Annotated in this window: 22 protein-coding genes and 2 pseudogenes; 13 read left to right on the top strand and 11 right to left on the bottom strand. The window is 40.5% G+C overall.

What is annotated here, in order from left to right; genetic code table 11:
* Positions 1-55 precede the first annotated feature (55 nt).
* The 4 genes and pseudogenes from D8852_RS04585 to D8852_RS04570 all read left to right on the top strand — a co-directional run.
* Positions 56-754 carry a response regulator transcription factor gene (locus D8852_RS04585; RefSeq protein ID WP_125425575.1) on the top strand — a complete coding sequence of 233 codons (699 nt, stop codon included), beginning with the start codon at positions 56-58 and terminating at the stop codon, positions 752-754.
* A complete protein-coding gene (locus D8852_RS04580; RefSeq protein WP_125425577.1) occupies positions 754-1,632 on the top strand; it encodes a sensor histidine kinase in 879 nt (292 codons plus the stop codon). Before D8852_RS04585 ends, D8852_RS04580 begins: the two co-directional genes overlap by 1 nt.
* A complete protein-coding gene (locus tag D8852_RS04575) occupies positions 1,605-1,919 on the top strand; it encodes a sensor histidine kinase (protein ID WP_398574990.1) in 315 nt (104 codons plus the stop codon). The genes D8852_RS04580 and D8852_RS04575 overlap by 28 nt, the downstream gene beginning before the upstream one ends.
* A 5-nt stretch (positions 1,920-1,924) precedes the next feature.
* Positions 1,925-2,206: pseudogene (locus D8852_RS04570) on the top strand (sensor histidine kinase); the annotation flags it as partial.
* A 38-nt stretch (positions 2,207-2,244) separates the two neighbouring features.
* On the opposite strand, the gene D8852_RS04565 reads toward D8852_RS04570, so the two are convergent.
* The 3 genes from D8852_RS04565 to D8852_RS04555 form a co-directional block, all read right to left on the bottom strand.
* The gene (locus tag D8852_RS04565; protein WP_125425579.1) at positions 2,245-2,997 is read right to left on the bottom strand and encodes a hypothetical protein; all 753 of its coding nucleotides are present in this window, start codon (positions 2,995-2,997) and stop codon (positions 2,245-2,247) included.
* 10 nt (positions 2,998-3,007) lie between these two features.
* Entirely contained in the window at positions 3,008-3,916 is a 909-nt protein-coding gene (locus D8852_RS04560; RefSeq protein ID WP_125425581.1) for an ABC transporter ATP-binding protein, read from the bottom strand.
* 138 nt (positions 3,917-4,054) lie between these two features.
* The gene (locus D8852_RS04555; RefSeq protein ID WP_125425583.1) at positions 4,055-4,864 is read right to left on the bottom strand and encodes a Cof-type HAD-IIB family hydrolase; all 810 of its coding nucleotides are present in this window, start codon (positions 4,862-4,864) and stop codon (positions 4,055-4,057) included.
* Between the two features lie 146 nt (positions 4,865-5,010).
* On the opposite strand from D8852_RS04555, the gene D8852_RS04550 reads away from it, so the two are divergent.
* From D8852_RS04550 to D8852_RS04530, 5 genes and pseudogenes are all read left to right on the top strand, one after another.
* Entirely contained in the window at positions 5,011-5,472 is a 462-nt protein-coding gene (locus D8852_RS04550) for a MarR family winged helix-turn-helix transcriptional regulator (protein ID WP_125425585.1), read from the top strand.
* Positions 5,465-5,884 carry an EVE domain-containing protein gene (locus D8852_RS04545; protein WP_001138490.1) on the top strand — a complete coding sequence of 140 codons (420 nt, stop codon included), beginning with the start codon at positions 5,465-5,467 and terminating at the stop codon, positions 5,882-5,884. The genes D8852_RS04550 and D8852_RS04545 overlap by 8 nt, the downstream gene beginning before the upstream one ends.
* A gap of 106 nt (positions 5,885-5,990) precedes the next feature.
* Positions 5,991-9,266: an ATP-dependent nuclease subunit B gene (rexB, locus tag D8852_RS04540; RefSeq protein WP_125425587.1), complete on the top strand. Its 3,276-nt coding sequence runs from the start codon at positions 5,991-5,993 to the stop codon at positions 9,264-9,266.
* Positions 9,263-12,916, top strand: a complete 3,654-nt coding sequence (gene addA / locus D8852_RS04535) for a helicase-exonuclease AddAB subunit AddA (RefSeq protein WP_125425589.1) — start codon at positions 9,263-9,265, stop codon at positions 12,914-12,916. Before rexB ends, addA begins: the two co-directional genes overlap by 4 nt.
* A 17-nt stretch (positions 12,917-12,933) precedes the next feature.
* Positions 12,934-14,138 (top strand): annotated as a pseudogene (locus D8852_RS04530) (hypothetical protein).
* A 33-nt stretch (positions 14,139-14,171) separates the two neighbouring features.
* On the opposite strand, the gene D8852_RS04525 reads toward D8852_RS04530, so the two are convergent.
* A complete protein-coding gene (locus tag D8852_RS04525) occupies positions 14,172-14,528 on the bottom strand; it encodes a type II toxin-antitoxin system PemK/MazF family toxin (RefSeq protein ID WP_084975359.1) in 357 nt (118 codons plus the stop codon).
* Positions 14,512-14,727, bottom strand: coding sequence for a type II toxin-antitoxin system PemI/MazE family antitoxin (gene mazE, locus D8852_RS04520; protein ID WP_084975361.1), 216 nt, complete (start codon positions 14,725-14,727; stop codon positions 14,512-14,514). The genes D8852_RS04525 and mazE overlap by 17 nt, the downstream gene beginning before the upstream one ends.
* A gap of 209 nt (positions 14,728-14,936) precedes the next feature.
* Between mazE and ylqF the strand changes: the two genes are divergently transcribed.
* The 4 genes from ylqF (at position 14,937) to xerS (ending at position 19,775) form a co-directional block, all read left to right on the top strand.
* Positions 14,937-15,788, top strand: a complete 852-nt coding sequence (ylqF, locus tag D8852_RS04515; protein ID WP_084975363.1) for a ribosome biogenesis GTPase YlqF — start codon at positions 14,937-14,939, stop codon at positions 15,786-15,788.
* A complete protein-coding gene (locus D8852_RS04510) occupies positions 15,775-16,554 on the top strand; it encodes a ribonuclease HII (RefSeq protein ID WP_084975365.1) in 780 nt (259 codons plus the stop codon). The genes ylqF and D8852_RS04510 overlap by 14 nt, the downstream gene beginning before the upstream one ends.
* A gap of 12 nt (positions 16,555-16,566) precedes the next feature.
* The gene (locus D8852_RS04505) at positions 16,567-18,117 is read left to right on the top strand and encodes a ClC family H(+)/Cl(-) exchange transporter (protein ID WP_084975367.1); all 1,551 of its coding nucleotides are present in this window, start codon (positions 16,567-16,569) and stop codon (positions 18,115-18,117) included.
* Between the two features lie 587 nt (positions 18,118-18,704).
* Entirely contained in the window at positions 18,705-19,775 is a 1,071-nt protein-coding gene (xerS, locus tag D8852_RS04495) for a tyrosine recombinase XerS (protein ID WP_125426221.1), read from the top strand.
* 79 nt (positions 19,776-19,854) lie between these two features.
* On the opposite strand, the gene D8852_RS04490 is transcribed toward xerS, so the two are convergent.
* The 6 genes from D8852_RS04490 to D8852_RS04465 form a co-directional block, all read right to left on the bottom strand.
* Positions 19,855-20,496: a hypothetical protein gene (locus tag D8852_RS04490; protein WP_125426218.1), complete on the bottom strand. Its 642-nt coding sequence runs from the start codon at positions 20,494-20,496 to the stop codon at positions 19,855-19,857.
* A 106-nt stretch (positions 20,497-20,602) separates the two neighbouring features.
* Positions 20,603-21,592, bottom strand: a complete 990-nt coding sequence (locus D8852_RS04485; protein WP_125426215.1) for a lipoate--protein ligase — start codon at positions 21,590-21,592, stop codon at positions 20,603-20,605.
* Between the two features lie 58 nt (positions 21,593-21,650).
* Positions 21,651-23,354: a dihydrolipoyl dehydrogenase gene (gene lpdA / locus D8852_RS04480; protein WP_125426212.1), complete on the bottom strand. Its 1,704-nt coding sequence runs from the start codon at positions 23,352-23,354 to the stop codon at positions 21,651-21,653.
* A gap of 44 nt (positions 23,355-23,398) precedes the next feature.
* Positions 23,399-24,442 (bottom strand): dihydrolipoamide acetyltransferase, encoded by a 1,044-nt coding sequence (locus D8852_RS04475; protein WP_084946085.1) that lies wholly within the window; start codon positions 24,440-24,442, stop codon positions 23,399-23,401.
* Between the two features lie 328 nt (positions 24,443-24,770).
* Positions 24,771-25,763, bottom strand: coding sequence for an alpha-ketoacid dehydrogenase subunit beta (locus D8852_RS04470; protein ID WP_038805243.1), 993 nt, complete (start codon positions 25,761-25,763; stop codon positions 24,771-24,773).
* A gap of 16 nt (positions 25,764-25,779) precedes the next feature.
* Entirely contained in the window at positions 25,780-26,748 is a 969-nt protein-coding gene (locus D8852_RS04465; RefSeq protein WP_084932536.1) for a thiamine pyrophosphate-dependent dehydrogenase E1 component subunit alpha, read from the bottom strand.
* Positions 26,749-26,850: the final 102 nt, after the last annotated feature.

The raw sequence follows: 26,850 nt of genomic DNA, 5'->3' as shown, positions 1-26,850 counted from the left end.
GTATCTGGAATTCCTAACAAAACATGTTATAATAGTTTTAGAAAGGACGAGGTTTATGGCGAGCATACTTGTAATTGAAGATAATAATGAAATCCAGGAAATTTTAAGAACCCTTCTTGCAGAGGAACACGAGGTGATTCAAGCATTTTCTGGCACAGAAGGTATCATGCAATTTGACAAAGGAGGCATTGATCTCGTTTTGCTAGATATCATGCTCCCTGGGAAAAATGGCGACCAAGTCTTGCAAGCTATTCGACAAACTAGTCAGACTCCGGTCATCATGCTCACTGCTTTGGGTGATAAAAAGCTCATCAGCCAATATCTACTAGACGGTGCCAATGATTATGTAGTAAAACCTTTTGATTTGGACGAAGTCTTTGCCAGAGTCACTGTGCAATTACGCCAAAGTGGTGAACATCAGTCAGAAGATCGAAGAGAAATTGATAACCTCGTGCAAAACTTTAAAAATATCCAGTTCGATGCGGATAGTTTTGAAATAAGTAGCACAACTGAAACCATTCGCCTTGCAAAGAAAGAGTGCCAGATTCTTCAAATGTTGCTCCATCATCCTAAAAAAATCTTCACCAAGGAAGAACTCTATGAATTGATTTGGGAAGAAAGTTACCTGCCTGGAGACAATACGCTCAACACTCATCTAAGCAATCTCCGTAAAAAACTGCATCAATTGGATCCAAATCACGAATACATCGAAACCATTTGGGGAGTTGGTGTTCGATTAAAAGGAGACAAATAATGAATTACATTTTGATATCAATATTACTCCTTACTAACATTATTTTAGCGATTTCTTTGATTCGCTATCATATGGCAATTAGAGATTTAAGCAGACAAATCGAAGAAAAGATTCGCTCTGGTAGCATGAAGAGGATCGGGGTAAACTTCTTTTCAAAGACCATTTTACGTCTACATAACCAAATTGAGAATCTATTTCAAGAAGTGGAGCAAAATCAGCTAATCATGAAGCGTGAAAAACACACCCTAGATATGGCAATCAGTAACATCGCTCATGATATTCGGACACCTTTGACAATCGCTTCAGGATATACTCAGCAACTGATAAAACATCCCGATAATAGTCCAGAAACCTTAAACAAAATAGCCCATCATCTTGATTTGGTTTCCAAACGTTTGGAAGCTCTCCTTGAATACCGTCATTTGATGGAAGGAGCAGTCAAACCGAAACTGGAAGAGCTTGATTTATCAACTTTTATAACGAAGAAGACTTTAGCTTATTACGACGTTTTTCAATCTTCACAGATTGTTCTTGATTTTAACGTTGAACCAGGATTGAAAACGACGACCGATGAGGACTTGCTTGATCGAATTATACAAAACCTCCTTGGAAATGTTCTCAAGCACGGCAAGGAGAAGGCTCGACTTTCTTTGAAAAAGGAAGAAAATAGGCTTGTTTTGGAAATTGATAACCTAGTCAAAAAACCTATCAAGAATATAGACAATCTCAGCAATCGTTTTTATTCTGAAAATATGTCAGATACCGAAGAATCCTCTGGTTTAGGTCTCTATATTACTGAGGAATTAGTTCATCTTCTTGGAGCAGAGATGAAACTAAGAACAGATGGTCAGTGGTTGTCGGTTTTCATTTATTTTTAACGAAAAGAAACCTCCTTGGAAATGTTCTCAAGCACGGCAAGGAGCAAGCTCGACTTTCTTTAAAAAAGGCAGAAAATAGGCTTGTTTTGGAAATCGATAATCTTGTCAAAAAACCTATCAAGAATATAGACAATCTCAGCAATCGTTTTTATTCTGAAAATATGTCAGATACCGAAGAATCCTCTGGTTTAGGTCTCTATATTACTGAGGAATTAGTTCATCTTCTTGGAGCAGAGATGAAACTAAGAACAGATGGTCAGTGGTTGTCGATTTTCATTTATTTTTAACGAAAAGAAACCTCCTTGGAAATGTTCTCAAGCACGGCAAGGAGCAAGCTCGACTTTCTTTAAAAAAGGCAGAAAATAGACTTGTTTTGGAAATAGATAATCTTGTCAAAAAACCTATCAAGAATATAGACAATCTCAGCAATCGTTTTTATTCTGAAAATATGTCAGATACTGAAGAATCCTCTGGTTTAGGTCTCTATATTACAGAGGAATTAGTTCATCTTCTTGGAGCGGATATGAAGCTAGTTGCTGATGGAGAATGGTTTTCAGTCTTTATTTATTTTTAACACAAGAAACCTCCTCTATATCCTAGAGGAGGTCTTTTTTATAAGCTTTTCTTCTTGAAAACAGTCAGTCCACTGAAAGAGAAGAAAAGTATGACAATTACGCAAACCGTGATGGTATAGAAAATAGATTGACTATTAGTAGTCATAGCATAGGCAAAATCTAGAATTAAATATCGTAGAATTTCAATGTCTGGGAAAATAAGCATTGGAATAGAAAGGACGATAGAACTAATCAGATAACCAATAAATACGGCAAGATAAGAATGAGTTAGGTAGAGAATAAAGGAAACAATCGAAAGCCAAGCGAGAAGGCAGAGAAATTGAAGGGAAATCGTCAAGAGGAGATTAGTAACAAAATCATCAGGCATTGTACCAAGTCCGTTTAGTAGAGTCGCGGGAATAAAGGCAATCACAAGACTGGTGATGAGTTGTAAGAGAGCGATACTTGCTAGTACAAAGGATTTAGCAAGGAAAAATTCTGTACGAGAAACGCCGACTGTCAAACTATTTTTATAAAGCTTGCCGATTAGATCGACCCCAAGAACTAAACATACTAGAATAATACAGAGGAAAACGAGGTTTGAGCCGTTATTTGACGCGTTGATTAGAGCTTCTATCCCATTCCAACCATGGATAGGAGTCTCAGGTGGTGCTGTCTGAACTGACATTAGATGTCCTGTAGCGCCAATAGTAGCACCCAGTAACATAAGTACAAAGAGAATGAATTCTGTAATCCAGAATCCTTTGGAGCGGAAAAGACGGTAAAAATCTGCTTGAATGGTATGTATCATGATTTTTCTCCTATTCTACCAATTGTGTGAAGTATTCTTCTAGGTTTTGACGGGCAAAGTATATCTCATCAATAGCAACATCGGCCAAAGTTAGTTGCTTAAGAATCTGTTTGACATCTTGTTCATTTCCAAAGACATGGATTTCATTTTCAGGGTTCACAACCTTAAACTGAAGCTGGATTTGTTCTTTCAATACCTGACAAGCTCTTTCTTTGTCGCTTGTTTTAAGCACAATATAATCCTCACTCAGTGTTTCAAACTCAGCTTTACTGATTTCACGGATAATCTTACCTTGATCCAAAATTCCGAAGCGGTTAGCTAAGAGATAGAGTTCTGACAAGATATGGCTAGAAATGAGGATAGTGATGCCCTTTTCTTGATTGAGGCGCTGGATCATGAGGCGAAATTCTTTGATTCCAATTGGGTCGAGACCGTTAATAGGTTCATCAAGAATCAGGAAGTCGGGTTTTGATAGGAGGGCAATGGCAATGCCAAGTCTTTGCTTCATTCCTAGTGAGAAATCACGAAAGACTTTTTTTCCTGTATCTGACAAACCAACATAGTCTAAGGTTTCATGAATCACCTTATCAGCATTTGGAATATGACGTATCATACAATAATATTTAAGGTTTTGATAAGCTGTTAAGTGATTATGGGCTACAGGTGATTCGATAACAGAACCTACTCGAGATAGAGCCTTGGTCCACTCATTTTCCGATTGACTAGAAAAGAGGGAAATAGTTCCTTTATCCGCAAACAATAATTGTGTAATGATTTTGATAAGAGTAGTTTTACCTGCTCCGTTTTTTCCAATTAGACCATAAATATCTCCCTCTTTTATGGTTAGACTAAGATCTTGAAGAATAGCTTGTTGGCCGAATTGTTTGGTCAGTCCATGAATTTCGAGTACTGTTTTCATGATTTTCTCCTTTTGATTTGTTTTACTAACTTTAGTATAAGGTATAGAAATCAAAGAAACATCAAGTATTTCTAAAGAGTTTCTAAAGTTTTGTGATTTTAAAAAACAAAACCCAGTTGACATGAACTGGGCTTTTCTCTATAAAATATACTTCTCAATCGCACGCGCAACGCCGTCTTCTTCATTGCTAGCTGTAACGTCATTGGCAAGGGATTTGACATAATCGCTGGCATTTCCCATTGCAATGCCAAGTCCTGCAAACTGGAGCATTTCGATATCGTTATTGGCATCACCCATGGCCATAATCTCTGAGGGCTCGATCTTCAAAATCGCTGCTAGTCGAGAAAGAGCAGTAGCCTTTGTTGTTCCAAGTGGCATGGCTTCATAAATGACAGGCTGCGAACGAACTCCGCTAAATCGTTGGCAGAGTTCCTTAGCAAACCGCTGCTCAAAATCATCTGTTTGCTCTTTTGTTCCTAAAAACATTCCTTGGAACATACGATATTTACCACTGGTGGCTTCATCAAGGGAAATTTCAGTCAGGTCTGAAAAGACTAGTTTGGCATCATTTTGAACGATTTGATTAGGCCTACCACCGAGGACAAAATAATGTTCTTCATCAAAGAGAGTCAACTGGACGTCGCTTTTTTCAGCTAGGTCATAGAGGTATTCAATGTCAGCTGGACTGAGTTCTTGCCAGTCAACTAGACTCCAGTCACTGGTCTGGTGGGTTGAGCAACCATTATTGACAATGACATACTCATTCTGGAGGTCAAGTCCTAGTTTTTTATAGTAGGGGAGGACACCGAAAAGCGGGCGACCCGTACAGAGAACCAATTTGACACCATTTTCAATAGCTTGGTGAATGGCAGTGATGTGGGCTTGAGGGATTTCCTTGGCTTCGTTAAGGAGGGTTCCGTCCATATCCAAGGCTAGTAGTTTAATCATAAGACTTCCTTTTCTATGTGTTTTGCTTTTATTATAGCATATAGACTATAAAATGTCTGACAGAATTGTAACATTTCACTTTCCTTTTCTTGAAAAACAAAATAAATTCTTATATAATATGTATACTTAATATTTAAGGAGAAATAATGTCAAAGTATCACTTTAATTCAATTTATAAAAACGATGAAACAGAGTCTACAGGTCTTCTTTTCATCAAAGTCTACAACAAGTGGGAAAACAACTTAAAAAGAGGCTTGAAATCAGTTGGTCTCACTTTGCCTCAATTTATTGTTTTGACCTCGCTCTTGTTTTTGAACAATAGAGAGGAATATGTAACGCAAGTTGATATTGCTCGGTTCACCGGTATGGATGTTATGACGGTTTCCCAGATTGTTAGACTACTGGAGAAGAAGGACTACATTAGACGTGATCAACATCCAAAGGATAGTCGGGCAAAACTGGTCTCAGTGACGAAGTCTGGCGCGGAGAAGGTCAATCAAGCTTTACCCTTAGTAGAAGGGATTGATGAAAAATTTTTTGAAAAACTTTCTAACGATAGAGAAAGTTTTAATCGCATGTTAGCAGTGTTGGAGGATAAAAATGCCTAGATATTGGGTTGGAGTTGTTTCAAAGAACCATGTTTTAAGAGGAGTTGAAGGGAATTTTTGTCAGGTCTGTCATGGAAAGGGCGGCCCCTTAAACCGTATGAAAAAAGGAGACTACCTTTTATACTATAGCCCAAAATACGATATGAATGGTCAAGATAAGTTACAGGCTTTTGTGGCCGTAGGTAAAATTATAGATGACAAAGCCTATCAAGTAGAGCAATTTGAAGGATTCTTTCCCTTTAGACGAAATGTCGAGTATTATCTACCAGTCAAAGATTGTTCCATAGAAATAGCCAGACAACATCCTGAATGGAGAGACTATACTTCTCGACTTCGTTATGGACATTTTGAAGTTTCCAAAGACTTTTTCCTCTATATCTTTCATCATATGAAAGTGGATGATGAAGTATGATTGATTTGCTAGTTAAATGATTATCAACAAGAATTTTGGACTTGGACTGTGAAGCGAACTTTGCTATAATAGAGTAAGAAACTTTGATAAACCAAACGAGGCAGAGATGAAATTACTTTATACTGATATTCGGACTTCTTTGACAGAAATCCTAACCAGAGAGGCAGAAGAGTTGGTTGCTATTGGCAAGCGGGTCTTCTACATTGCTCCCAACTCGCTTTCATTTGAAAAGGAACGCGCCGTGCTGGAATGCTTGTCCCAGCAGGCTTCTTTTGCTATTACCGTTACGCGCTTTGCTCAAATGGCTCGTTACCTGGTTTTAAATGATTTGCCAGCTAAGACGAGTCTAGATGACATCGGGCTTGGGATGGTTTTTTATAAATGCCTTGCCGAACTAGATCCCAAGGACTTACGTGTTTATGGTGCGATTAAACAAGATCCTCAATTTATCCAGCAGTTGATTGAACTTTATCACGAGATGACGACTGCTCAGATGAACTTTTTAGACTTGGAAAGTTTGGCTGATGAGGACAAGCGAGCGGATTTACTCTTGATTTTTGAGAAAGTGACTGCCTATCTTAATCAAAGCCAGTTGGCTCAGGGGAGTCAGTTGTCCCATTTGATTGAGGCTATTGAGAACGACAAGGTAAGTAGTGATTTCAGTCAGCTGGCTTTGGTTATCGACGGTTTTACCCGTTTTTCTGCTGAGGAAGAGCGTGTAGTGGATCTGCTCCATCGCAAAGGTGTTGAGATTGTCATTGGTGCTTATGCTAGTAAGAAATCCTATACCAGTCCTTTCGCTGAAGGGAATCTTTACCAAGCTAGTGTGGAATTTCTACATCATTTGGGGGCAAAATACCAAACACCTGCTCAGGATTATTCTCAGACGCATGAGAAGATCGATAGTTTTGACAAGGCCTCTCGTTTGCTGGAGTCTTCTTATGACTTCTCAGAACTCACCTTGGATATCGATGATGAGGACCGTGAAAACTTGCAAATCTGGTCTTGTTTGACGCAAAAAGAAGAGTTGGAGTTAGTAGCCCGTAGCATTCGTCAAAAATTACATGACAATCCAGACTTGAGTTACAAACATTTTCGTATTCTGTTAGGAGATGTGGCTTCTTATCAGTTGTCCTTGAAGACTATTTTTGACCAGTACCAGATTCCATTCTATCTTGGTAAAAGCGAATCCATGGCCCATCATCCCTTGACCCAGTATGTGGAGTCTATTTTACGTTTAAAAAGCTATCGTTTCCGTCAGGAGGATTTGATTAATCTTCTCAGAACAGGCTTGTATACTGACCTAAGTCAGGCTGAGATTGATATTTTTGAGCAATACCTCCGCTATCTGGGTATCAATGGCTTGCCAGCTTTTCAGCAGGCCTTCACAAAATCCTACCACGGAAAATTCGATTTGGCACGTTTGAACGCCCTTCGTCTGAGAATTTTGACGCCACTTGAAACCTTATTAGCCAGTCGGAAACAGAAGGCTGAAAATCTCTTGCAAAAGTGGAATGCTTTTCTAAAAAATGCTGCTTTAAGCAAGCAGATGCAAGACTTGACAGATACTATGGAAGCTCTAGAACAGGAAAGACAAGCTGAAGTTTGGAAAGCCTTTTGTCATGTTTTAGAACAATTTGCGACGGTTTTTGCTGGTTCACAAGTTAGTCTGGAGGACTTTCTAGCCTTGCTCCACTCAGGGATGACTTTATCTCAGTATCGCACTATTCCAGCAACAGTAGACACTGTTCTAGTGCAGAGTTACGATTTGATTGCTCCACTGACAGCTGACTTTGTCTACGCTATTGGGCTGACTCAGGATCATTTACCAAAAATTGCGCAAAACACCAGTCTATTGACAGATGAAGAAAGACAAAGCCTAAACCAAGCTACTGAAGAGGGAGCACAATTACTGATTGCAAGTAGCGAAAATCTCAAGAAAAATCGCTATACCATGCTTTCCTTAGTCAATGCTGCTCGTAAGCAGTTGATTTTATCAGCACCAAGTCTTCTCAATGAAAATGAGAGCAAGGAATCGGTCTATCTCCAAGAACTGGTGAGTTTTGGATTTAGCCGGATAGAGAAGAAGATTCATCACAAAGGTCTGTCTAAGGATGATATGGGTTCTTATCACAGTCTCTTGTCCAGTCTAGTTGCCTATCACCAGCAAGCAGGTTCTAGTGAAAATGAACAAGATTTGACTTTTGTCAAGGTTTTGGCGCGTGTCATGGGGAAAAAACTTGATCAAAAAGGTCTTACAAATCCAGCCCTCCCAACCAGTCCAAGCAGCAAGCCATTAGAGAAAGAGACCTTGCAGGCTCTCTACCCTGCTGACAAGGAGTTTTACCTGTCTACGTCTGGTTTGACGGAGTTTTACCGCAATGAATATAGTTATTTCCTCCGTTATGTCTTAGGTTTGCAGGAAGAATTGCGCCTTCGTCCAGATGCTCGCAGTCATGGAAATTTTTTGCATCGTATTTTTGAACGTGCCTTGAAACTGCCTGCTGAAAATCCCTTTGATCAGCGTTTGGAACAAGCTATTCAAGAGACCAGCCAAGAACGCGAATTTGAAGCTATTTATCAAGAAAGTTTGGAAGCCCAATTTACCAAGGAAGTTCTGCTTGATGTGGCTCGAACAACTGGCCACATCCTTCGTCATAATCCAGCCATCGAAACCATCCAGGAGGAAGCAACATTTGGTGGCAAGGATCAGGCCTTTATTCAATTAGATAATGGTCGCAGTGTCTTTGTGCGAGGCAAGGTTGACCGTATTGACCGCCTGAAAGCAGACGGTGCGCTAGGAGTGGTGGACTATAAGTCAAGTTTGACCCAGTTCCAGTTTCCTCATTTCTTCAATGGGCTTAATTCCCAGTTGCCAACCTATCTTGGTGCCCTTAAAAAGGAAGGGGAGCAGAACTTTTTCGGCGCTATGTACCTAGAAATGGCTGAACCTGTCCAATCTTTATTAGCTGTTAAAAGTTTGGCTGGAGCAGTAGCAGAAGCCAGCAAATCAATGAAATACCAAGGCCTCTTTTTAGAAAAAGAAAGTAGTCATTTGGGCAAATTTTACAACAAAAACAAGGTCAATCAGCTGACAGATGAGGAGTTTCAGCTCTTGCTAGACTACAATGCACATCTTTACAAGAAAGCAGCTGAAAAGATTTTAGAAGGCCAGTTCGCCATCAATCCTTATACCGAAAATGGTAGAAGCATTGCTCCATATGTTCAGCAACATCAAGCCATTACAGGATTTGAAGCCAATTACCATTTAGGTCAAGCTCGTTTCCTAGAGAAGTTAGACCTAGCGGATGGCAAACGTCTGGTTGGAGAGAAGCTCAAGCAAGCTTGGTTTGAAAAAATGAGAGAGGAGTTGAATCGATGAAGCCCATTTCCTTTTTAACTGAGGAAGAGATTCAAAAATTGCAAGAAGCAGAAGCGAGTTCGAGCAAGGAACAGAAGAAAACAGCCGAGCAAATCGAAGCCACTTATACGGCAGGGCAAAATATTCTGGTTTCAGCGTCTGCTGGTTCAGGGAAAACCTTTGTCATGGCCGAACGCATTCTGGATCAATTAACTCGTGGTGTAGAAATCAGTCAACTCTTTATCTCGACCTTTACTGTCAAGGCTGCCACTGAACTAAAAGAACGCTTGGAGAAAAAAATCAGCCAACAAATCCAAGAAAGCGATGATGTCGATCTCAAACAACACTTGGGACGACAGTTGGCAGATCTGCCAAACGCGGCCATTGGAACCATGGACTCCTTCACACAAAAGTTTCTCGGCAAACATGGCTATCTGATTGATATTGCACCGAACTTCCGTATTCTGCAAAATGAAAGTGAACAATTGCTCTTAAAGAACGAAGTTTTTCATCAAGTCTTTGAAGACCATTACCAAGGTGAGAATAAAGAGAAATTTAGTCGTTTGGTGAAGAACTTTGCTGGGCGTGGTAAGGATGAACGTGGTCTGCGCCAGCAAGTCTATAAAATCTATGATTTCCTTCAATCCACTAGCAGTCCTCAAAAATGGTTGAGAGATTCTTTTCTCAAAGGGTTTGAAGAAGCTGACTTTGTAATTGAAAAAGACAAATTAACTGAGCAAATCAAGCAAACGCTTTGGGATTTGGAAAGCTTTTTCCGTTATCATCTGGATAATGATGCTAAGGAGTTTCCCAAAGCTGCCTATTTAGAAAATGTTCAGCTGGTTCTGGATCAAATTGCCTCCTTAAATCAAGAGTCCGATAGTCAGGCTTATCAAGCAGTGCTTGCTCATGTTGTCGCCATCTCTAAGGAGAAAAATGGTCGTGCTCTAGCCAATTCCAGTCGTAAGGCTGAATTGAAGCCACTGGCTGATGCCTATAACGATGAGAGAAAGGCTCAGTTTGCTAAACTAGGACAACTGGCGGACCAGATAACGATTCTCGACTACCAAGAGCGTTATCATGAAGACACCTGGGAGCTAGCTAAAACTTTCCAAACCTTCATGAGTGATTTTGTGGAGGCTTATCGTGAACGTAAACGCCAGGAAAATGCTTTTGAATTCGCTGATATCAGCCATTTCACCATTGAGATTTTAGAGAATTTCCCACAAGTCCGCGAGGCTTATCAGGAACGTTTCCACGAAGTCATGGTCGATGAGTATCAGGATACTAACCACATTCAAGAACGAATGCTGGAATTGTTGTCGAATGGTCACAATCGCTTTATGGTGGGGGATATCAAGCAGTCCATCTACCGTTTCCGTCAGGCAGATCCACAGATTTTCAATGAGAAATTCCAACGCTATACGAAAAATCCTCAAGAAGGCAAGTTGATTCTTCTTAAAGAAAATTTCCGTAGTAGTTCAGAAGTGCTGTCAGCAACCAACCATGTATTTGAACGTCTCATGGACCAAGAGGTCGGCGAAATCAACTATGATAGCATGCACCAGCTTGTTTTTGCCAATACCAAACTGACTCCTAATCCAGACAACAAGGCAGAATTTCTCTTATACGACAAGGACGATAGTGGGCAAGAGGAGGAAGAGAGCCAAGCAGAAACGAAACTCACTGGTGAAATGCGCCTGGTCATCAAGGAAATCTTGAAACTTCATCAGGAAAAAGGTGTTGCCTTCAAAGAAATTGCCTTTTTGACTTCCAGTCGCAGTCGTAACGATCAGATTCTCCTCGCCTTGTCTGAGTATGGGATTCCTGTTAAAACAGATGGCGAGCAAAACAATTATCTCCAATCCCTAGAAGTGCAAGTCATGCTGGATACCCTGCGTGTCATTCACAATCCCCTGCAAGACTATGCCTTGGTTGCCCTGATGAAGTCTCCTATGTTTGGTTTTGATGAGGACGAGTTAGCACGTTTGTCCCTTCAGAAAGCAGAGGATAAGATCCAAGAAAATCTCTATGAGAAACTGGTCAATGCTCAAAAACAAGCAGCTAGCCAGAAAGAGTTAATTCATACAGCTCTAGCTGAAAAACTAAATCAGTTCATGGATATTTTGGATTCTTGGCGCCTGTATGCCAAAACCCACTCTCTCTATGACTTGATTTGGAAGATTTACAACGACCGTTTTTATTATGACTATGTTGGGGCTTTGCCAAATGGTCCAGCCAGACAGGCCAATCTCTACGCCCTAGCTCTTCGAGCTGACCAGTTTGAAAAGAGTAATTTCAAGGGCTTGTCGCGTTTTATACGTATGATTGACCAAGTTCTAGAAGCCCAGCATGATCTCGCAAGCGTTGCCGTAGCACCACCCAAGGATGCTGTTGAACTCATGACCATTCATAAGAGTAAAGGACTTGAGTTTCCTTATGTCTTCATCCTCAACATGGATCAGGACTTTAACAAGCAAGACTCGATGTCAGACGTCATTCTCAGTCGTCAAAATGGGCTTGGTGTCAAATATATTGCCAAGGTGGAAACAGGAGCAGTGGAAGCACACTATCCTAAAACCATCAAACTCTCCATTCCCAGCCTAACTTATACCCAGAATGAAGAAGAACTGAAACTAGCTAGCTATTCAGAGCAGATGCGTTTGCTATATGTTGCCATGACACGGGCTGAGAAAAAGCTCTATCTTGTCGGTAAAGGCTCTCGTGAAAAGCTAGAAGCCAAGGAATATCCAGCAGCAAACAATGGAAAATTAGATGGCAATACCAGACTGCAAGCCAAGAATTTTCAAGATTGGATCTGGGCTATTACCAAAGTATTTGCCAAGGAAAATCTCAACTTTAGCTATCGTTTTGTTGGTGAAGACCAGCTGACTAGAGAAGCTATCGGAGAGTTGGAAAACAAGAGTTCTCTACAAGATATTTCTCAAGCAGACAATCGCCAGTCAGAAACCATTAAAGAAGCTTTGGAAATGCTGAAAGAGGTGGAAGTTTATAATACTCTTCACCGTGCAGCCATTGAGCTTCCTAGCGTTCAAACCCCAAGCCAAATCAAGAAATTCTACGAACCCGTTATGGATATGGAAGGGGTAGAAATTACTAACCAAACTCAATCACCGGAAAAGCAAATCAGCTTTGATTTACCAAATTTTTCAACTAAAGAAAAGGTAACTGGAGCTGAGATTGGTAGTGCAACCCACGAACTGATGCAAAGAATTGACCTTAGTCAGCAACCAACACTTGCTAGTCTGGCAGAAACTCTCAAACAAGTTCAGACTAGTCCAGCTGTTAGAAGAAATATCAATCTTGCTAAAATCCTTGCATTCTTTGACACAGCACTTGGTCAGGAAATTCTTGCCAATACCGACCATCTCTACCGCGAGCAACCTTTCTCCATGCTCAAAAAAGACCAAAAGAGTCAGGAAGACTTTGTTGTCCGTGGGATCTTGGACGGCTATTTGCTTTATGAGGATCGTATCGTTCTTTTCGACTACAAAACAGATCGTTACGATGAACCAAGTCAACTCATAGACCGCTATCGTGGTCAGTTAGCTCTATATGGAGAAGCTTTATCACGAGCTTATTTGATTGAAAATATTGAGAAATACCTGATTTTACTAGGTAAAGATGAGGTTCAAGTTGTAAAAGTATAACCTAGAAAGGAGACCTCATGACACTTCCAGTTAGAAAATCCCTGCACGATGCGGTTTTACAGGCTTCAAAAGCTAATACTTGGGAACAAGCTACCAAGGAATGGAATGAAGTTTCCTTGATTTTTAACGGCATTGGCCGTAGCAATTGCGTCTGTGGGAATGCCATTAAATACGCCTACGAACTCTTTAACGGCGTTACAGGCCAACGACTCTTTCCGATTGGCAGTGATTGTGTTCGCCATTTTCACCGACTGAGTTTAGACCAGCAACTGGAAGAGGAAGAAAAACTACTCAGAAAAGTTGAAAACCTAACCAGAAAGGCTCAGAAAAAGGGAAAAATCAAGGTAAATAAAAGCGATTTTGACGAACGACTTCTAAAATGGTTTTGGGAGAAAGGTGTTTTCAAAGCCAATCGTGGCAACCAATTTGCACCTGAGAAAGATTATCAGCTCTTCCTAGAAGTCTTTCAAGGCGGAAGTTGGACCAAGGCAGAGCCAAAGAAAAAGGCTCGAATGGAAGAAGTGCTGGAAAAGTGTATCAAACCTTTTCTACTTGGTAAGTCTGATGACCAACTCTACCTTGTCAAACTAGGCAAGGAGAAAATCGACTACGAGCAGCATCTACGGATTCAAGCAGAGAAAGAACGTAAGAAAAGAGATAAAATCGCCAAGCAATACGCTGACAATCTCATTCTTGCCATGGGACCTGCTGAACGCGCCTATCAAGATTACTTTGGCTTTACAGAAACCTTGACCCAAGAAGAACGAAAGTGGGAGAAAATCCTCTTTGGTAAGAATGGAGACGAACGGGCTATCAAGGCTAATCAAAACCAGAAAGAGCTGGAAAAGGATCAGCGGATTGCAAATCAAGATCCGATTGAACGAAAACAGAAGCAGACTTGGCTTCTTAATTCCTATTTTCGGGATTTGTCTGATGAAAAAGCTAGATTTTCTCGGCTTCTATTAGAATATCGAAAAAGTGGAAAAGTTCCCTTTTCAGATGATTACTTATCTGAGCATCTCATCGACTTTTTCTACAAGATGAAAGCCTTTGAGTTTGAAATTGCACCAGAACCTTTGAGTTTGAAATTGCACCAGAACAAGTCCGCGATTTTCTAAAAGAATGCCTTCAGGCAGAACATCTATCATCTGCACAAGAAAGCTGGATTAGAGGAATTCTCCTTAATTGCCTTCACCCGTTTCTAGATAGGTTACTCATATAGAAAAAATCCTACCTTGTCTATGCATGGTAGGATTTAAGTATCTCCAAAGATGTACTGGTAAAGTTGGACGACTTTCTGAAAACATTGCGTGTCCATTCTTGTTATTTTTTGAGCATTGCGCATCCGAAAATCAAAAGTATACAGTTGAAATGGATTGACAGCACCATCTACCTTATCCGACGAGACAGGAACGATCAGGCCTTTTTCTGCTAAATGCTTTTGACCATGGGTAATGGGACAGACAGCCACAAAACCAGTTTGCAAGGCATATTCTCTCCTAGAAACAACCAAGGCAGGGCGCCGTTTTTGAATTTCCCGACCAACTGATGGATCAAAGTCGAGCCAAATGATATCTTGCTTTTCAGGAATATACTCAGATTTCGCTATCAAGTGACATTACTCCTTCAAAATCATTTGTCATTCTTAAATCAGCAATCCCATCAAAAGGATCTTTCAGTTTCGGAGCCAAGACAATGACTCCATCAATTCCTTTATAGACAACCATTTCTTGACCTTCTGTCATACCCAAATTCTTAGGAATAGTCACAGTGAGAGAATTCCCCACCTTCCGAGTCTTTACTGTATTCATCAATCTACCTCCACGAAAATGTATATACAAAGTATATACCAAACAGCACATTAAGTCAAGTAAACACTAAAATACATAAATTAAGTTATGTATTTTAGTATGATTTTATTTCAGTCAAAGCCTGTGCAAAAGCACCTAATTTATGATAGAATAGATAGTGAGAAAGAAAACGTTTTATTACGTTTTTTTAGTCGGAAGGGGAAAATATTATGGCTACTATTCAATGGTTTCCGGGCCACATGTCTAAGGCTCGGCGACAAGTTCAGGAGAATTTAAAATTTGTTGATTTTGTGACGATTTTGGTGGATGCGCGTCTACCTTTATCTAGTCAAAATCCTATGTTAAACAAGATTGTGGGTGATAAACCCAAACTCTTGATTTTAAACAAGGCAGACCTAGCTGATCCAGCGATGACAAAAGAATGGCGTCAGTATTTTGAATCACAGGGAATTCAAACACTGGCCATCAATTCCAAAGAGCAAGTTACTGTGAAAGTTGTGACTGATGCAGCCAAAAAGCTCATGGCTGATAAGATTGCACGCCAGAAAGAACGCGGTATCAAGATTGAAACCTTGCGGACCATGATTATTGGAATTCCAAACGCTGGTAAATCAACCCTCATGAACCGTTTGGCTGGGAAAAAGATTGCGGTAGTCGGCAATAAACCAGGTGTTACCAAGGGGCAACAATGGCTCAAAACCAATAAAGACCTTGAAATCCTAGACACACCAGGGATTCTTTGGCCTAAGTTCGAAGATGATGCTGTCGCACTCAAACTAGCCTTGACCGGAGCTATCAAAGACCAGTTGCTTCCTATGGACGAAGTGACCATTTTTGGTCTCAATTATTTCAAAGAACATTATCCTGATAAGCTAGCTGAACGTTTTAAACAAATGAAAATTGAAGAAGAAGCTCCTGTTATCATCATGGATATGACTCGTGCCCTTGGTTTCCGAGACGACTACGACCGCTTTTACAGCCTCTTCGTCAAGGAGGTCCGTGATGGAAAACTCGGTAACTACACCTTAGATACATTGGACGACATCGATGACGACGATTAGAGAAATCAAAGAACTTCTTGCTACTGTCAAAGAATTAGACAATCCCCTTTTTCTTGAACTGGAAAAAGATACTCGTTCTGGAGTTCAAAAAGAAATCAGCAAGCGTAAAAAAGCCATTCAGGCTGAACTGGATGAAGACCTTCGTTTGGAATCTATGCTTTCCTATGAAAAAGAACTCTATAAGCAAGGATTGACCTTTATAGCAGGTGTTGACGAGGTCGGCCGTGGTCCTCTGGCTGGTCCTGTGGTCGCTGCAGTCGTTATCTTGCCGAAAAATTGTAAAATTAAAGCCCTCAACGATAGCAAGAAGATCCCCAAAAAGAAACATTTGGAAATTTATCATGCTGTTCAAGATCAAGCCTTGGCAATCGGTATTGGTATCATGGATAATCATATCATTGACCAAGTCAATATCTACGAGGCGACCAAACTAGCCATGAAAGAAGCAATATCCCAGCTCAGTCCACAACCTGAGCACCTTTTGATAGATGCCATGAAACTGGAGTTACCAATTTCACAAACCTCCATTATCAAAGGAGATGCTAACTCCCTTTCTATCGCAGCTGCATCTATAGTGGCCAAGGTGACACGAGATAATATTATGAAAGAATACGATCAGCAATTTCCTGGCTATGATTTCACGGCTAATGCAGGCTATGGAACAGCTAAACACCTAGAAGGACTGGAAAAATTAGGTGTCACCCCAATTCACCGAACCAGTTTTGAACCAGTCAAAACACTGGTTTCAACTAAGAAAGACAAGTAAGAGGAAATGATTATGGAGGAACAGTCAGAAACACTCAGTTCCAAGAAAGAATTTGCCTTTGCCTCAAGCACCATATTATCCCAAGTTGGACGAGGAATCATTGTTGGTCTCGTCGTCGGGCTAATCGTCGGATCTTTTCGTTTCTTAATCGAAAAGGGCTTCCACCTGATACAAGGACTCTATCAAGATCAAGCGCACCTAGTGCGCAATCTTTTTATCATTGGTCTATTTTATGTATTCGTTTACTGGCTCAGTGCGAAACTAACTCGGTCAGAAAAAGATATCAAGGGTTCAGGAATTCCTCAAGTCGAAGCCGAACTAAAAGGACTCATGGCTCTTAACTGGTGGAGTGTCCTCTGGAAAAAATATGTCCTAGGGATTCTTGCTATTGCCAGTGGACTTATGTTAGGACGAGAAGGGCCAAGCATTCAACTTGGAGCTGTTGGTGGTAAAGGTATTGCCAAGTGGCTAAAATCTAGCCCAGTTGAAGAACGTTCCCTGATTGCCAGTGGAGCTGCTGCAGGTTTAGCCGCTGCCTTTAATGCACCAATCGCAGGTCTCCTCTTTGTTGTAGAAGAAGTCTATCACCATTTTTCACGCTTTTTCTGGGTCTCAACTCTAGCAGCCAGTCTCGTAGCAAACTTTGTCTCACTACTCATATTTGGCCTAACACCCGTACTGGATATGCCAGACAATATTCCTCTCATGACCCTAGACCAGTATTGGATTTACCTCCTTATGGGAGTTTTTCTCGGACTCTCTGGTTTTCTCTATGAGAAAGCTGTACTCAATGTTGGTCGAGTGTATGATTGGCTTGGTCAAAAAATCCATTTGGATAGAGCTTATTATCCAATCTTGGCTTTTATCCTTATCATACCAGTCGGCATCTTCTTACCACAAATTCTCGGTGGTGGAAATCAGGTCGTTCTTTCTTTAACTGAGCAAGATTTTAGTTTCCAAGTTCTATTAGCTTACTTTTTGATTCGCTTTGTTTGGAGCATGATTAGCTATGGAAGTGGTCTCCCAGGAGGAATCTTCCTTCCCATTCTGGCGCTTGGTTCCTTGCTTGGTGCCCTAGTCGGTGTCATTTGTGTCAATCTTGGGCTTGTCAGTCAAGAGCAGTTTCCTATATTTGTCATTTTAGGAATGAGTGGCTACTTTGGGGCAATATCCAAGGCTCCCTTAACCGCTATGATTCTTGTTACTGAGATGGTAGGGGACATTCGCAACCTCATGCCACTTGGCTTAGTGACCTTGGTAGCTTACATCGTCATGGATCTACTCAAGGGTGCTCCAGTCTATGAGGCCATGCTAGAAAAAATGCTACCAGAAGAAGCGACAGACGAAGGAGAAGTTACTCTTATTGAAATCCCTGTATCAGATAAAATCGCTGGAAAACAGGTTCATGAGCTCAACTTGCCACATAACGTACTCATCACCACACAAGTCCATAATGGCAAGAGCCAAACAGTTAACGGATCAACCAGAATGTATCTGGGTGATATGATTCATCTGGTCATTCCAAAAAGTGAAATTGGAAAAGTCAAAGATTTGTTGTTGTAGGAATCGTTTACATAATTTATGTTATGTATTTTGAATTCTAAATTTCTTAATAAATTACATTAGAAAACCGATTCTCAGAAATGAGATCGGTTATTTTTTCAGATAAGATATTTCACATATAACTAATTGAACTTTGGTAAAAATAAGACTATAATTAAGTTAGAAATGATAAAGCATAAAGCTAGAAAGGAGTTTACTGTATCAAATCTGTACAGTAAGATTAAAATCATGAAAAAGAAAACAATAGCAATTATACAATGTATTTTGTATCTCATAGCTCCTTATATAGCTCTTCAGTTATGTAGAATGATCAGAAGTATCGTTACTGATAATCTCTTTTTTATTTTCCTTATTCTGCTGACTATTTCATTCTGGTTTAGCATTTGGAAACTAGAAAAAGCACTAGATAATGATTCACAATAGAAAATCTAAAGATTTAGTTCTGTATTTCATAGATCTAAGTCTTTTTTCTATTTTATTCCCTTCTTTAAAAGCTCCTATAACATCTTTCCGAAAAACTATAATTTTCTTGAAAAATAAATATGTCTATGCTATACTACTAGTAGACTTAATTATGGAGAAAATACATGAAACGTGAGATTTTACTAGAACGAATCGACAAACTAAAACAAATCATGCCCTGGTATGTTCTGGAATACTACCAATCTAAGCTTGCTGTCCCCTATAGCTTTACAACCTTGTACGAATACCTCAAGGAATATGACCGATTTTTCAGCTGGGTTTTAGAGTCTGGGATTTCAAATGCTGATAAAATGGCTGATATTCCTTTATCGGTCTTGGAAAACATGTCAAAGAAAGATATGGAATCCTTTATCCTATATCTAAGAGAACGACCTTTGCTGAATGCCAATACAACCAAACAAGGCGTTTCTCAGACGACCATTAATCGAACCTTATCAGCACTTTCCAGTCTTTACAAGTATTTAACCGAGGAAGTTGAAAACGACCAGGGAGAGCCCTATTTCTATCGTAATGTAATGAAGAAAGTTTCAACCAAGAAAAAGAAAGAAACCCTTGCTGCCAGAGCTGAAAACATCAAGCAAAAGCTCTTTCTAGGCGATGAAACAGAAGGTTTTCTGACTTATATCGACCAAGAGTATCCACAACAACTCTCAAATCGCGCTCTCTCGTCATTCAATAAAAATAAAGAACGTGATTTGGCCATTATCGCCCTTCTCCTAGCATCCGGTGTCCGCTTATCTGAAGCTGTTAATCTGGATCTAAGAGACCTTAATCTCAAAATGATGGTTATAGATGTCATTAGAAAAGGTGGCAAACGTGACTCGGTCAATGTCGCTGCCTTTGCCAAGCCTTATCTAGAGAATTATCTAGCCATTCGAAATCAACGCTATAAGACGGAAAAGACGGATACAGCACTCTTTCTGACCTTATATCGTGGTGTTCCCAATCGTATCGATGCTTCCAGCGTTGAGAAAATGGTTGCTAAGTACTCTGAGGACTTCAAAGTCCGTGTAACTCCCCACAAACTACGCCATACTCTGGCGACTAGGCTCTATGATGCTACTAAATCGCAAGTTTTGGTCAGCCATCAGCTAGGACACGCCAGTACACAAGTCACTGACCTCTATACCCATATCGTCAATGATGAACAAAAGAATGCCTTGGATAGTTTATAAGTATTACATATTATAAATTATGTAAACTAACTATCGCTAAAAAACGAAAGACCAATTTCTATTATCTTTCGTTTTTTGTTTATTTAAACTCAATCCAGTAGTTACGATGGGGCTCGATTATTACTGGATTACCCCAAAAGGCTTTCAGATAAGCTAAATTTGCGTGGCTTACTGGTCTTTTTGCATCATTATATTGCTCAGCGCTCTCTTTAGTTAGAAAGCATTTTACTGCTTCATAAGAAGTTCCATCAGCTGATTCTCTTTCGATTCCCATATACGAAATTTCGTCACCCTTTTTAAGACTGTCAGTCAACAGTTTACCAATAAAATACACTGTCTTATCCTTCATCAGTTCATAAGCTTTACCATTTTCCAGTCGGTTATTTGCTGCAGCGTACATAATACAAAAACTATCAACAATGTCTTTCAAAGGCATTAAGTCCTCTTTGTTTACTTTGATTTCATCAGGAAGAAGACCGCCAATTATAAGATTTTGAAAATGAGCTTGCTGGATTACATTATCTAAAGCTATTCCTAAAGGTATTTGAACAGCCTGGTATCCTAAAGGCTGAAGCACTTTGTATTTCATATCATAATGTTCTTGTGTAATGCTTATATTTAAACTTTCAGTTTGAGAAATTTCTTCATTTCTATAAAAAGCAACAACATTGCGGTCTAACTGTTCAAATAGATTAAGACTTTCTACTGGAATTTCTAACATTAATGAATAACTCCTTTTCATTTTCCATTACTATTATAATCTAATCAGCTTAATTATTAAATTTAAACCTAATAAAAGAATCCATCATAAATGGACTCTTTTTTCCTTACCCCACTACTGCTTCAGCGATTTCTTCACGGCTAATACCAGCAAAGTAGCGTGTGATGTCAATAGTTTCTAAAGCTTTAAAGACATCTTCGCGTTCGTATTTCACTCCACGAAGGACATCTTCTACAGCTGCAACGTCCTCGATACCAAAGAAATCACCGTAAATCTTGATATCTTGGATTTTTGATTCAATGACGTTGGCAAAAACTTCAACCTTACCACTAGTGAATTTTGTTCCACGACGGACGTTAAATTCTGGTGATTTACCGTAGTTCCAGTCCCAAGTACCGAACTTGGTATCCTTGATACGGTTGATTTCCGCCAATTCTTGCTCAGAAAAAACGTATTCAGTCATCTCTGGGTACTCTTTTTTCATGTATTCCAATAGCAAATCACGGAATTCTTCAACTGTGATTTTTTCAGGTAATTCATTGACAATATTGGTTACACGGGCACGAACGGATTTCACACCTTTTGATTCAAATTTGTCTTTTGAAACCTTGAGGGCATTAGCAAGGACTGACAAATCAACGTCAAAGAGCAAGCAACCATGGTGCATGATACGGCCATTGATATAGGCTTGGGCATTTCCGCAGAATTTCTTGCCATCAATCTCAAGGTCGTTACGGCCTGTGAATTCAGCCTTTACACCAAGTTGAGCCAAGGTATTGATAACGGGAGTTGAGAAGCTCTTGAAGTCAAAGGCCTTGTTTTCATCTTCTTTTGAGATGATCGTGTAGTTGAGGTTGTTTAAATCGTGGTAAACAGCCCCACCACCACTGATACGACGAACCACCTCAATACCATTTTCTCGAACATAATCACGGTTAATTTCTTCGATAGTGTTCTGGTGACGCCCGACAATGATAGATGGTTTGTTAATCCAAAGTAGGAAGATTTGGTCCTCATCCAAAAGGTGTTTAAAGGCATATTCTTCCAAGGCAATATTAAAGGCAGTGTCGTTTGAATGATTGATAATATATTTCATGATATCCCTTTATACGATAGAGACTGGAAAATACCTTTCCAGTCTAATCTATCCTCAATTATTTTTTCTTAGGTGAATGGATGGCCATTCCTAGAACATCTGCAAATGCTTCGTACATAACTTCAGAGTAGGTTGGGTGTCCGTGAATAGTCTTCAGCATTTCTTCAACAGTGATTTCCATTTCGATAATGCTTGACGCTTCGTTGATCAATTCTGCAGCTGCAGGACCAATGATATGAACACCAAGGATTTCTCCGTATTTCTTATCAGCGATAACTTTTACGAAACCTTGAGCTGCATCTGAGGCAATGGCACGGCCGTTAGCAGCAAAGTTGAATTTACCGATGGCTACATCGTATTTCTCACGTGCTTGTTCTTCTGTCAAACCTACTGCAGCTACTTCAGGAAGAGTATAGATGGCTGCAGGAGTCAAGTTCAATTTGGCAACAGCATGATTTCCTTTAAGGGCATTTTCAGCGGCAACTTCACCCATGCGGAAAGCCGCGTGCGCCAACATCTTAGTACCGTTGATGTCACCTGGTGCGTAGATACCTGGAACAGAAGTTTCCATGTATTCATTGACCTTGATACGTCCACGATCCAATTCAAACTCAACATCGCCAATTCCTTCGAGGTCTGGCACACGACCGATTGAAAGGAGAGCTTTGCTTGCGATGATATCATCTTTTCCTTCAACCTTGATACGAAGTTGACCATTTTCCTCGATGATTTCTTGGAGTTTTGTACCTGTCAAGATAGTCATGCCTTTGCGTTCCAAAATCAAGCGAAGATTCTTAGAAACTTCCGCATCCATAGCTGGAACGATACGGTCCATCATTTCGATAACAGTCACTTTTGAACCAAATGTCATGAATGCCTGACCAAGTTCGATACCGACAACGCCACCACCGATGATAACGAGACTTTCTGGAACTTCGTTCATTTCAAGAATGTCATCACTAGTCATCACGAGTGAAGATTCCATACCAGGAACGTTGATTTTGCTGACTTTTGAACCACCAGCAAGGATGATTTTCTTGGTTTCAAGCAATTCTGAACCATTAACCAAGACATTCTTGTCTTTAGTGATGGTACCAATTCCCTTATGAACAGTAACTCCGTAGCTACGAAGAAGACCTGCAACTCCGCCAACTAAAGTATTGACAACCTTAGACTTGGTTTCAAGGAGCTTATCCATATCTACAGTGAAGTTTGGATTTTCGATGACGATACCACGGTTTGCTGCATGACCGATGTTTTCGATGATTTCAGCATTGTGAAGGTAGGTCTTCGTTGGGATACAGCCACGGTTCAAGCAGGTTCCACCGAGTTCAGATTTTTCAACAAGGGCTACCTTCCCACCGAGTTGGGCTGCTTTAATCGCTGCAACATAACCAGCAGGACCTCCACCAATTACAACGATATCAAAAGCATCATCGCTCTTACCATCGTCGTTTGAGGCACTAGCTGCAGGTGCAGGTTTTGATTCTGGTGCAGCTACTCCAGCAGTTGGAATGTTTTCCCCTTCTTCGCCAAGATAACCGATAACTTCAGTTACTGGAACAGTTTCACCATCTCCTTTAAGGATGGCAATCAAGTATCCATCTTCTTCGGCTTCCAATTCCATGCTGACTTTGTCAGTCATGATTTCCAAAAGGATTTCTCCTTCTTTTACAAATTCTCCGACTTTCTTATTCCATTGGACGATTTGTCCTTCTGTCATATCTACGCCGGCTTTTGGCATAATTACTTCTAAGGCCATGTCTTACTTCCTTTATCTAAATCTCTAAAATAACAATAGTTGACTTAAACCAACATTGAGATTGGATTCTCAATCAAGGCTTTCAAGTCTTTCATAAACTTAGCACCAGCCATACCATCTACGACACGGTGGTCAATGGTTAACCCTAGGCTCATGATAGGGCGAATGACAATCTCACCATTGACAACTACAGGTTTCTCTACTGTTGAGCTCACCCCGAGGATTGCTGAGTTTGGTTGGTTAATAATAGGACCAAAGGACTGAACACCAAACATTCCCAAGTTACTGATTGTGAATGTTGAATTTTGCAGTTCACTTGGAGCCAATTTGCCATCCAAGGTACGACCAATGACATCCTTGAAGGCTACAACCAACTCAGATAAGCTCATTTTTTCAGCATTATAGACAACAGGTGTCATCAATCCATTATCCATCCCAACTGCCATCGCAAGGTTGACATAGTTGTGAGTGATAATGGTCTTGCCGTCTTCGGTCAACGAAGCGTTGATGTATGGGTGCTTCATTAAGGTCTTCACAACCGCAAGAGAAAGCAAGTCAGTAACCGTAATTTTCTTACCAGTTGCTTCCATGATTGGATCAAGAACCTTCTTGCGAAGCGCCAGCATTTCTGACATATCCACATCGTAGTTGAGCGTGAAGGTCGGCGCAGTTAAGTAGGATTCAACCATACGTTGGGCAATAACCTTACGCATTGGCGTCATCGGGATACGCTCAATCTCACCATAAGGAGTGATATTGTCTGGAACTTCTTCCACTTTTTCGATCTGAGCAGGAGACTTGATGGTATCATTTTCGATATTTTCAGGAAGAAAGGCTAAAACGTCCTTCTTCATGATTTTACCACGATGACCCGTTCCTTGGATTTCCTGCCAAGCAATGTTATGTTCGAGGGCAATTCGTTTTGCAAGTGGCGAAATGCGAACCACGTTTGTGTCTTTATAAGTTTCCACGTCTTCTTTGTGGACACGACCGTTTGCACCTGAGCCAGAAACGTCGTAGAGGTTGATACCTAGATCATCCGCTAACTTTCTAGCCGCAGGAGTCGCTCTTAGCTTGTCATCAGCCATGACCTCTCCAATTCTATACTAAGATATTAAGGACGAAGAGGGTAAGGAAAAAATAGGAGATTGACGATGTGTTCGATGAACACAAGGAAATCTATCTTTTTTTCGCAGACCTCCGTCCGAATTCAATTACATGATACAAAGGGCGTTTAAAAGCGACCGAAAAATAGGAAATCGATGCTGGCTTCGATGAAGCCAAGGAGATTTATCTTTTTTCCAAGCTTTTAGCCCGTGCTCTAATCTAAGATATTAAGAACGAAAAGAGTTCTGCACCTAAAAGATACAAAGTTTCTCGTCTTTTTTATTTTGTTTACATAATTTATATTATGTATTATTCTTTGTTATAAGTCTTACGGATTGCATCTTTGATGCTTTCAACGGTTGGAATCATTGCATTTTCTAGATTTTGTGCGTAAGGCATTGGCACATCTTCTCCTGCACAACGGCGGATTGGTGCATCTAGATAATCAAACGCTTCTGATTCTGAAATAATAGCTGAAATCTCTCCGATATAGCCACTTGTTTTGTGGGCATCGTTGACAAGCACCACCTTACCAGTCTTCTTCACTGAGTTAATGATGATATCTTTATCAAGAGGAACAAGAGTACGCGGGTCCACAATTTCAACTGAAATGCCTTCTTCAGCTAATTCTTCAGCAGCTTGAACCACACGGCGAAGCATTTTCCCATAAGTAACAACTGTTACATCCGTTCCTTCTCGTTTGATTTCCCCAACTCCAAGTGGAATTGTGTATTCTGGATCAACTGGCACTTCCCCTTTTTGGTTAAATTCTGACTTGTACTCAAGAATGATAACAGGGTTATTATCACGGATAGAAGACTTGAGCAGTCCTTTCATATCCGCAGGTGTACCTGGAGCTACAACCTTAAGACCAGGGATGTGTGTGAACCAAGACTCTAGAGACTGAGAGTGCTGAGCTGCAGAACCGACACCGTTACCAGCTGCGCATCGAACTGTCATTGGAACCTGACCTTTACCACCAAACATATAACGTGTTTTAGCAGCTTGGTTGACGATATTGTCCATGGCAATAACCGAGAAGTCCATGAAGGTCATATCGACAATTGGACGAAGTCCTGTCATGGCTGCTCCTGCTGCTGCTCCCGAGATGGCAGCTTCGGAAATCGGACAGTCACGGACACGTTCTGGACCAAATTCTTCAAGCATTCCAACAGAAGTTCCGAAGTCTCCTCCAAAGACACCGACGTCTTCTCCCATCAAGAACACATTTTCATCGCGACGCATTTCCTCAGACATAGCAAGGATAATGGTGTCACGGAACGACATTGTTTTTGTTTCCATTTTTATCTCTTTCTCCTTAGTCTGCGTAAATATCTTCAAATGCTGATTCAAGCGGTGGGAATGGACTTTCTTCTGCAAATTTAACAGAAGCTTCTACTGCTTCCTTAACTTGCGCTTGGATTTCTTCCAATTCTTCGGCACTCGCAATATTATTTTCAACGAGGTACTTGCGAAGATTTTCGATTGGGTCTTTTTGTTTCCACAGTTCCACTTCTTCACGGGTACGATATTTACCAGGGTCAGATGATGAGTGACCAAGCCAGCGATAAGTTACACTTTCGATTAAGACTGGGCCATTGCCACCACGAACATGGTCTACAGCTTTCTTAAATCCTTCATAAACATCGATGACATTGTTTCCATCTTCGATAAACATTCCAGGAATTCCATAAGCAGCGCTACGTTGATGGATATGCTCTACATTGGTCATTTTCTTGATGTCCGCAGAGATACCGTAACCGTTGTTAATGCAGTAGAAAATAACTGGGAGTTTCCAAATAGAAGCCATATTTACTGCTTCGTGGAAAACACCTTCGTTGGTCGCACCATCTCCAAAGAAGCAGACCACGATTTTACCAGTATGTTGCATTTGCTGACTGAGGGCTGCACCAACAGCGATTCCCATACCACCACCAACGATACCATTGGCACCGAGGTTACCCGCATCAAGGTCGGCGATGTGCATAGAACCACCTTTTCCTTTACAGGTTCCAGTGTATTTTCCAAGGATTTCAGCCATCATTCCGTTGAGGTCAATCCCCTTAGCAATAGCTTGCCCATGACCACGGTGGTTAGATGTGATCAGATCATCTGGGTTAAGAGCCAGCATCGCCCCGACGTTAGCAGCTTCCTCTCCGACAGAAAAGTGAGTCATACCGGGAACTTTTCCTTTTTTCACTAACTGAGCGATTTTTAAGTCCATGCGACGGATTTCTTCCATCTTACGGAACATCTCTAGCAAAAGATTTTTATCTAAAGTTGACATAATCTTGCCTTTCTAACTTTGTTCTTTCCTTAATATTTTACCTCTTTTTGAAAACACTGTCAAAGTTTATGACTTACAAAATTTCACAAGACAAAAAAAGAA

Origin of the sequence: Streptococcus mitis (genome assembly GCF_003942695.1) — a bacterium.
In the GTDB taxonomy this organism is placed as follows: Bacteria; Bacillota; Bacilli; order Lactobacillales; family Streptococcaceae; genus Streptococcus; species Streptococcus mitis_BD.
This window is presented reverse-complemented; position numbering and strand designations above follow the sequence as displayed.